Source organism: Corallococcus sp. AB049A, assembly GCF_003668885.1.
GTDB classification, from domain to species: Bacteria; Myxococcota; Myxococcia; order Myxococcales; family Myxococcaceae; genus Corallococcus; species Corallococcus interemptor.
This window is the reverse complement of sequence record NZ_RAWL01000415.1, coordinates 1-7,432: the sequence shown is the minus strand read 5'-3', so window position 1 is coordinate 7,432 and position 7,432 is coordinate 1. Positions and strand designations below refer to the sequence as shown.

Below are 7,432 nucleotides of genomic sequence, written 5' to 3'. Positions count from 1 at the left end.
CCCCAGCCCCGCCGGAAGCCATCCCGAGCCTACAAGTTGACCCGCTCTCCCCCCGCCGCTAATGAATACTCTGTGTCACGGAATATCCATAAAGAGGATGAAGCGCTCTCGAAGGACATCGACCGGATGCAGGAGTTGATGTTCTCGCTGGGCCGTCGCCGTTCACTCCGTGACCCCATCGCCAGCACCTGCGAGCAGCACCAGTTCACGCCGCCCCAGGTGCACGCCCTGCTGTGGCTGGGCCTGGACGGCTCGCTCACCATGGGCGAGCTGGCCCGGCGGCTGGGGGTCACCGAAAAGACCGTCACCGGCGTCATGGACCGCCTGGAGCGCGAAGGCCACATCGTCCGGGAGCGCGGTGAGAACGACCGGCGCATCGTGCGCTGCCGGCTCACCGACAAGGGCAAGCAGACCTTCGGCAAGCTCGACCGCTCCATGCACCGCGCGATGGGCGTGGTGCTGGGCATGCTCGACCCGGACGACCGCCAGGCCCTCTTCCGGGTCCTGGAGAAGGTGCTCACCAAGATGGACGCCGGTACTCCGGACACCCCCGCTTCGGGGACCTGAGGCCTTCAGCGCCCTCCCGGTGCCCGCGCCCACAACAGGCGCGGGTGCAGCAGCAGCGCGAACGCCTCGCGCACGGTCCAGTACGCCCGGTCCACCGCGCGCATCCGCCCGGCGATGGAGGCCGGGCTCGTGGCCACCTCCAGGCCCTGCCGCCGGAAGCCCTGCCGCGCGCGCAGCAGGTGATACGGGTCGGAGACCACCAGCACCCGGCGCGCCCCACGCTCGCGCAACAGCCGCGCGCTGAACCGCGCGTTGTCTTCCGTGGAGTGGCTGTCCTCCTCCAGCACGCACGCGGACGCGGGCACGCCCGCCGCCACCGCCAATTGGAGCATCACGCGCGCCTCGGACGGCGGATGGGCCCCCACGCCCCCGGACAGCAGCAGCCACGGCGCCACGCCCCGGTGATAGAGCGCCGCCGCCTGCTCCACGCGCGCCACCAGCGCGCCGGAGGGCACACCGCCCGGCAGCACCCGCGCGCCCAGCACCACCAGCGCGTCCGCGTCCGTCACGCGCTCGCGCCGGCCGAAGCGGTCCACCCAGAAGGCCAACCCGAAGACGCCGCCCGTGAGCACGCCCGCGCACAGGAGCACCGCCCGTCGCGCACGTCCGGGTCTGGGAAGAAGGGCAAGAGGCCGCACCGCCGGGAACCTAGTCCTGCACCGGACATCCCGCGGCTCCGGATACGCCTTGAGTGAAGCAGTGTGTCCATGAAGACAGGTTTCACCGTGTTGGGCCCAACGGACGGCCCGGCGAATTGTCACGATGCGTATCGCCCGGGAGGGGGGCTCGGAGACACAATGTGAGCCACGCCCGGCCGGGGTCCGCGTCGAACCCGGAGCGGCCGGTGGGAGGCATACGGATGGATGTCAAAGGCGTCGCATTCCTGGCTCGGCAGACCATGATGGTGCAGGCCTTCGGCGAACCGGCATGGAAGGCCTTCGTCGCGGAGCAGGCGAAGCGGGACCCCATCTTCGGACAGCTCATCATGCCCGTGTCGCGCATCCCGGCGGAGGCCTTCCTGCGCTTCAACGAGGCCATGACCCAGCGGTTCTATGGCGGCGACAGCAAGGCCTACTGGCAATACGGCATCAAGTCCGCCGAGTACGCGCTGAGCCAGGGCCAGCTCAAGACGATGTTCGGCAAGGACGACTTCCGCCGCTTCGCCCTCTTCACCCCCGGCATCTGGAAGGGCTACTTCACCGAGGGCGAGCTGACCGCGCAGCTGCAGGGCGACTCCGTGGAGCTGCGCATCACCGGCGTGCCCCGGCCGCACGTCTACTTCGAGCTCGCGGTGATGGGCTTCGCCGCCGGAGGCCTCGCGTACCTGAGCGGCCGCAAGGAGATCCACCACGAGGTGGTGAAGGGCTTCAGCAGAGGGGACATGGAGGTCCTCTACCGCTTCACCCTGCCCACCCCGGGCTGAAAAGCCTTCAGCGCTCCGCCGCCGCCGTGGCCGGGCCATTGGGGGCCCTGGCGGCCGGAGCGACGACGACCGGAGCCTGGGCGGGCTCGAGCCGCAGGTCCGCCACCACCGGGTAATGGTCGGACGCGCCCACGCGCAGCACGCGCGTGGACACCGGCGTGAAGGCGCCGCACGCCATCACGTAGTCGATGCGCAGCGACTTCAGGAACAGCGGCATGGGGTAGGTGCCCGTCCCGTCGGAGCGGGTGACGCGCGCCACGTCCCGCAGCTGGCGGCTGAGCAGGCGCACCGGGCGCGAGTCCGGGTCGTCGTTCAAATCCCCCATCAGCAGCCGCGGCCGGGGGTCCTTCGCCAGCAGCTGGGAGATGAAGACGCTCTGGCGCACGCGCGCCGCGCCGTTGAACGGCCGGCGGATGAGGTGCGTGGCGTAGACGCTCACCTCGCGCCCGTCCACGTCCAGCACCGCGTGCGCCAGCGTACGCGGCTCCGCGCCCTTGGGCGTGGGCAGCGGGTACTGCGCCAGCGACTGGAGCGGATAGCGCGACAGGAGCGCGATGCCGTACGCGCCGCCATACAGCCGCGTGGTGCCGAAGTGCGCGCGGTACTTCAGGCCGGTGAGCGCGGACAGCCGCTCCACCTGGTCCTCGCCGCGCGCGCGCGTGGAGCCCACGTCCACCTCCTGCAGCGCGACGACGTCCGGGCCCTCCTGACGGATGACCTCCGCCACCCGGTCCAGGCCCTTCAGCCCGGACTGGATGTTGAAGGTCATCACCCGCAGGGCGCCCGCGTCGCGCTTCGGGGCCACCGCGACGGGGGTGGTGCCCGAGGACAGGGTCGGACGCACCGCGGAACCGGAGGCACAGGCCAGTGATCCCGCGACGAACAGGGCGGTCAGAAGGGGGCTCGTTCGCATCGTTCGCATCAGGGGGGGCGATGGTAGGCCGCCCGCCCTCGCGCTGTCGTCCCGCCCCCCGGGGCACGGCCGGAGGGCAGGCGGGCGTCAGGCTCCGCTTCAGCCCTGGCGGGACTGACGGCGGCGGCGCGAGGCCAGCGCCGCGAACACGGCGATGAGCACCGCCGGAGCGCCGCTGGTGGCCGCGGAGCAGCCGCCCTCGTCGTCCTCCTTGATGGGCGCCGGGTCGCTGCCGCCCGTGACGACGACCTCCAGCGTGGCGTTGGCGTGCGCGTCGCCAGTCTCGAGCTTGTTGTCGTTCACGGAGTTGCCAGCGGCGAACACCTTGTAGGTGCCGTTGGTGGCCGGGGCCACCAGCGAGAAGTCGAAGCGCGCCGAGCCGTCCGTGAAGCCCTTGGGCAAGGAGTGCGTCAGCTCACCGGCCACCACCTTGGAGCCCGAGCCCGCGGTCAGCGTCGCGCCGTCCACGGCCACGTTCATGCCGGCCTTCACGCCAGGGCCGCCGGTGATGATCAGCGAGTACTGGCCCGTCTGGCCCGCGCTCAGGGCCGTGGGCCCCTCCAGCGTCACGGTGGGAGTGCTGGAGCCGCCGCCGTGGCAGCCGGACGCCGTGCAGGACAGGCCGTTCTGCTTGCCGCTGCGCCCGGTGATGCCGGTGGAGTTGGCGAACGCGGAGCCCGCGACGAGGCACACCGCGACCGCGCCCACGGACGAGAGAATGGACCGCATGAGAGGAACCTCCTGGGGGGAAAATCAGGAAAGACGAGGAGGCTCCCTTGTAGCGCAGCGCGGCGAGGAGTGCAGCAGGCGACACCCTTCCGTGACTTCGGGGCGAAGCGCGCCCTACAGCCAGGAGAAGGCGTCGTGGAGCGCCTTCTGGCCGCCGTGCTCCAGCACCTGGCCGTGGCAGACGATGACGCGCTCCACCTCCCACTTCATCGCACGCTGAGCGGCGGCGCGCGCGGCCTCCCGGTCCTTGGCGAAGAGGCGCAGGAAGCGCGGGGCGGCGAACTTCCCCAGGACGCCGTCCGCCCACAGGTACGCGCGCAGCTTCAGCCCCTCCGCGTGCCGGTAGTGGAAGGCCAGGTCGGTGACGATGGCGGTGCGGGACGGGCGGTGGAAGAAGAGGAACTCGTTGAGCTGGGGCATGCCGCGCACGTGCATCTGCTCAATCACGGGGGCCCAGGCGGGGTCGGGGGTGTCGTCCAGCTCCAGGTCGATTCTGAGCGCGGGCTTCTTCGCGCGCAGCCCCGCGGGCGCCACCACGCGGGCGTCCGGGAAGGCCGCGGACCAGTCCGGCAGGTGCAGGTGGTGGAAGAGGTTGGGGGCGACGAGGAAGCGCACCGGCCCCAGGGCCGCCACGGCGTCGCGCCGCTCCGGCGTGAAGGCGACAGGCGAGTGCACCCACAGCCCACCGTCCGGCAGGCGGAGGACCGTCATGCGGCCCCCCACGGGGATGCCGAAGAGGAGGAAGGGGGCGTCGAACACGTGCACGTCGTCGGCGAGCCTGCGGGGAGCGGCGTCAGGGGGCGTGGGCATGGCGGGTCGTTTTCCAAGCACGGACGGCGTTCAGGGGACGAGTCCGGCCTCGGTCGGGCGTTGATTTCCGGAACATCCCGGCGTAGGCAACCCCTCACTTTCCATCCCCTAGCAAGGTTCCCAAGCACATGGCCGAGAAGCTCACGCCCCGCGAGAAGGGCTTTTCCGAGTGGTACGTCGACCTGGTCCAGAAGGCGAAGCTCGCCGACTACTCGGACGTGAAGGGCTGCATGGTCATCCGCCCCAACGGCTACGCGCTGTGGGAGAACATCCAGCGGACGATGGACCGGATGTTCAAGGACACGGGCGTGAAGAACGCCTACTTCCCGCTGCTCATCCCGGAGAGCTACCTCAAGAAGGAAGCCGAGCACGTGGAGGGCTTCAACCCGCAGCTGGCCATCGTCACGCACGCGGGTGGCTCGAAGCTGGAGGAGCCGTACGTCATCCGGCCCACCTCCGAGACCATCATCAACCGCAGCTTCTCCAAGTGGATCCAGAGCTACCGCGACCTGCCCCTCCTGGTGAACCAGTGGGCCAACGTGATGCGCTGGGAGATGCGCACGCGCCTGTTCCTGCGCACCACGGAGTTCCTCTGGCAGGAGGGCCACACCTGCCATGAGACGGAGGCGGACGCGGAGGAGCGCACGCTGCAGATGCTGGAGGTCTACCGCGCGTTCGCGGAGGACTACCTGGCCATGCCGGTGCTGCCGGGGCGCAAGTCGGAGTCGGAGAAGTTCGCCGGCGCGCTGCGCACGTACAGCATCGAGGCGATGATGCAGGACAAGAAGGCGCTGCAGGCGGGCACCAGCCACAACCTGGGCCAGAACTTCGCCAAGGCCTTCGACACCACGTTCCAGGGCCGCGACGGACAGCAGCACCACGTGTGGCAGACGTCGTGGGGCTCCTCCACGCGCCTCATCGGCGGGCTCATCCTCACGCACTCGGATGACACGGGCCTCGTGGTGCCGCCGAAGATCGCCGCCACGCACGTGGTCATCATCCCCATCGCTGGCAAGGCGACGGACGCGGAGAAGACCGCGGTGCTGGAGCGCTCGCACGCGCTGGCCGCGGACCTGCGCAAGGCGGGCCTGGGCGTGGTGGTGGACGACGACGACACCAAGTCGCCGGGCTTCAAGTACAACGAGCACGAGCTCATTGGCACGTGTCTGCGCATCGAGCTGGGGCCCAAGGACCTGGCGAAGAACTCCTGCGTGATGGTGCGCCGCGACCTGCGCCAGAAGGAGTTCGTGTCGCTGGAAGAGGCCGCCACCAAGGCCCAGGCCATGCTGGACCAGATGCAGAAGGACCTGTTCCAGAAGGCCAGGGACTTCCGCGACTCGCACACCTTCGAGGTCAACTCCTACGAGGAGCTGAAGGCGAAGGCGGAGGACGGCTTCCTGCTGGCGCACTGGGACCTGGACCCCAAGACGGAGGCGCGCATCAAGGAGGAGACGGGCCTCACCACGCGCTGCCGCCCCTTCAGCGTCAAGCAGGAGCCGGGCAAGTGCGTGATGACGGGCAACCCGTCGCCCGGCCGCATCGTGTTCTCCAAGGCGTACTAGCGCACGCGCTCTGTTCGCCGTGACTCGCGGGGCTGGGAGGCGACTCCCGGCCCCGTCGTCTTTTCAGCCGCCCGCGTCCGGGGCAGGAAGGTGGCCACGGGCTCCGGCTTGCCGGCGACGGGCAGCGGGGCGGCGGCCTCGAAGTCGAAGGTGTCCTGGCAGCGCTCGCGCGTGGCGTGGGAGACGAGCACCGGGGCGCCGACCTTCTTCGTCAGGCCCTCGATGCGGCTGGCCAGGTTCACCGCGTCGCCAATGACGGTGTACTCGCGGCGCTGCTCGCTGCCGACGGCGCCCACCACCACGCGGCCGGTGTGGATGCCCACGCCGATGTCGAGCGTGAACTCGCCCCGCGCCTTGCGCTCCTGGTTGAGCGTCTCCAGCGCCTCCAGCATGGCCAGGCCGCACGCGACGGCGGCCTCCGGGTGGTCCGGCTGGTCCAGGGGCGCGCCGAAGTACGCGAGGATGCCGTCGCCGATGAACTTGTCCAGGGTGCCGCCGTGGCGGAACACCACCTCCACCATGCGCGACAGGTACTCGTTGAGCAGCGCCACCACCTGGGGGCTCTCCATCCGGTCCGACAGCGTGGTGAAGCCGCGGATGTCGGAGAACAAGAGCGTCACCTCGCGGTGCTCGCCGGCCTCGCCGTCGGTGCCGCGCTCGGAGATGCGCCGGGCGACCTCCGGGGAGAAGAAGCGGCCCAGCCGCTCGCGCTGCATCTCCTCGCGCACCACGTCCGTGACGAGCCCCATCACCGTGCGGCTGATGAAGAGGGCCACCGACGAGGCGAGCACCATCACCAGCACCAGGCCGGGCAGGAACTGGGAGGGCGTCAGGCCCGCGCTCAAGCACAGCAGGGCCACCGCGACGATGCCCAGCGCCGTGGCTGCCGCGACGATGAGCCGCGACAGCGTCACCATGGACACGATGACCACCAGCACCAGGTACACGCCCAGGGTGAGCAGCGCGGTGGGCACGCCGTTGGCGGTGGTGGGGATGGCCTGCGCCTGGAGGAAGTAGATGAGCGGCATGTCCAGCAGCGCCACGCCCAGCGCGGGCCGCCGCAGCAGGTCCGGCACCCGGCGCGCCGCCGCCCACAGCACCGCGGAGAGCGCGATGTAGGCCGCCAGCACGCCGCGCGACACGCTCCAGTCGTCCAGCACGGCCAGGAGGAGCCACGCGGTGGTGGCTCCGACGCGCGTCATGTTGAGCCAGGAGCCGACGTCGGCCCGCCACTCCTCCAGACGGCGTTGCAGGGTGGCTTCGACACGGGCGCGTGAGAACAGGAACCGCATGTAGCACCGAGGCTACCCCACGCGACGGGCGCCCTCCAGGCGGGGCCCCGTGTGCGTTAGGGTCCGGCCCCATGGCGAGCATCGGGCACGTAGCGGTGGGCATGGCGCTGGGGCGCTTCGAGACGGGGGCGGGCGC

At 70.6% G+C, this 7,432-nt stretch carries 8 protein-coding genes; 3 read left to right on the top strand and 5 right to left on the bottom strand.

The window, feature by feature from the left end:
* Window positions 1–126 precede the first annotated feature (126 nt).
* Window positions 127–567, top strand: a complete 441-nt coding sequence (locus tag D7X55_RS31950) for a MarR family winged helix-turn-helix transcriptional regulator (protein ID WP_233610193.1) — start codon at window positions 127–129, stop codon at window positions 565–567.
* A gap of 5 nt (window positions 568–572) precedes the next feature.
* On the opposite strand, the gene D7X55_RS31945 is transcribed toward D7X55_RS31950, so the two are convergent.
* The gene (locus D7X55_RS31945; RefSeq protein ID WP_233610192.1) at window positions 573–1,157 is read right to left on the bottom strand and encodes a YdcF family protein; all 585 of its coding nucleotides are present in this window, start codon (window positions 1,155–1,157) and stop codon (window positions 573–575) included.
* Between the two features lie 269 nt (window positions 1,158–1,426).
* Here D7X55_RS31945 and D7X55_RS31940 point away from each other — a divergent pair, with 269 nt between their 5' ends.
* A complete protein-coding gene (locus D7X55_RS31940; RefSeq protein WP_120551214.1) occupies window positions 1,427–1,990 on the top strand; it encodes a hypothetical protein in 564 nt (187 codons plus the stop codon).
* A gap of 7 nt (window positions 1,991–1,997) precedes the next feature.
* Here the strand turns inward: D7X55_RS31940 and D7X55_RS31935 are convergent, their stop codons facing one another.
* The 3 genes from D7X55_RS31935 to D7X55_RS31925 form a co-directional block, all read right to left on the bottom strand.
* Complete coding sequence (locus D7X55_RS31935; RefSeq protein ID WP_120551213.1) at window positions 1,998–2,903, bottom strand: endonuclease/exonuclease/phosphatase family protein; 906 nt, start codon at window positions 2,901–2,903, stop codon at window positions 1,998–2,000.
* A gap of 99 nt (window positions 2,904–3,002) precedes the next feature.
* The gene (locus D7X55_RS31930; RefSeq protein ID WP_120551212.1) at window positions 3,003–3,632 is read right to left on the bottom strand and encodes an MXAN_6652 family MXYO-CTERM-anchored protein; all 630 of its coding nucleotides are present in this window, start codon (window positions 3,630–3,632) and stop codon (window positions 3,003–3,005) included.
* 114 nt (window positions 3,633–3,746) lie between these two features.
* The gene (locus tag D7X55_RS31925; protein ID WP_121725040.1) at window positions 3,747–4,442 is read right to left on the bottom strand and encodes a DUF4336 domain-containing protein; all 696 of its coding nucleotides are present in this window, start codon (window positions 4,440–4,442) and stop codon (window positions 3,747–3,749) included.
* 128 nt (window positions 4,443–4,570) lie between these two features.
* Between D7X55_RS31925 and proS the strand changes: the two genes are divergently transcribed.
* Window positions 4,571–6,004 (top strand): proline--tRNA ligase, encoded by a 1,434-nt coding sequence (gene proS, locus D7X55_RS31920; RefSeq protein WP_120551210.1) that lies wholly within the window; start codon window positions 4,571–4,573, stop codon window positions 6,002–6,004.
* Here the strand turns inward: proS and D7X55_RS31915 are convergent.
* Window positions 6,001–7,296: an adenylate/guanylate cyclase domain-containing protein gene (locus tag D7X55_RS31915; protein ID WP_233610191.1), complete on the bottom strand. Its 1,296-nt coding sequence runs from the start codon at window positions 7,294–7,296 to the stop codon at window positions 6,001–6,003. The genes proS and D7X55_RS31915 overlap by 4 nt on opposite strands.
* Window positions 7,297–7,432: the final 136 nt, after the last annotated feature.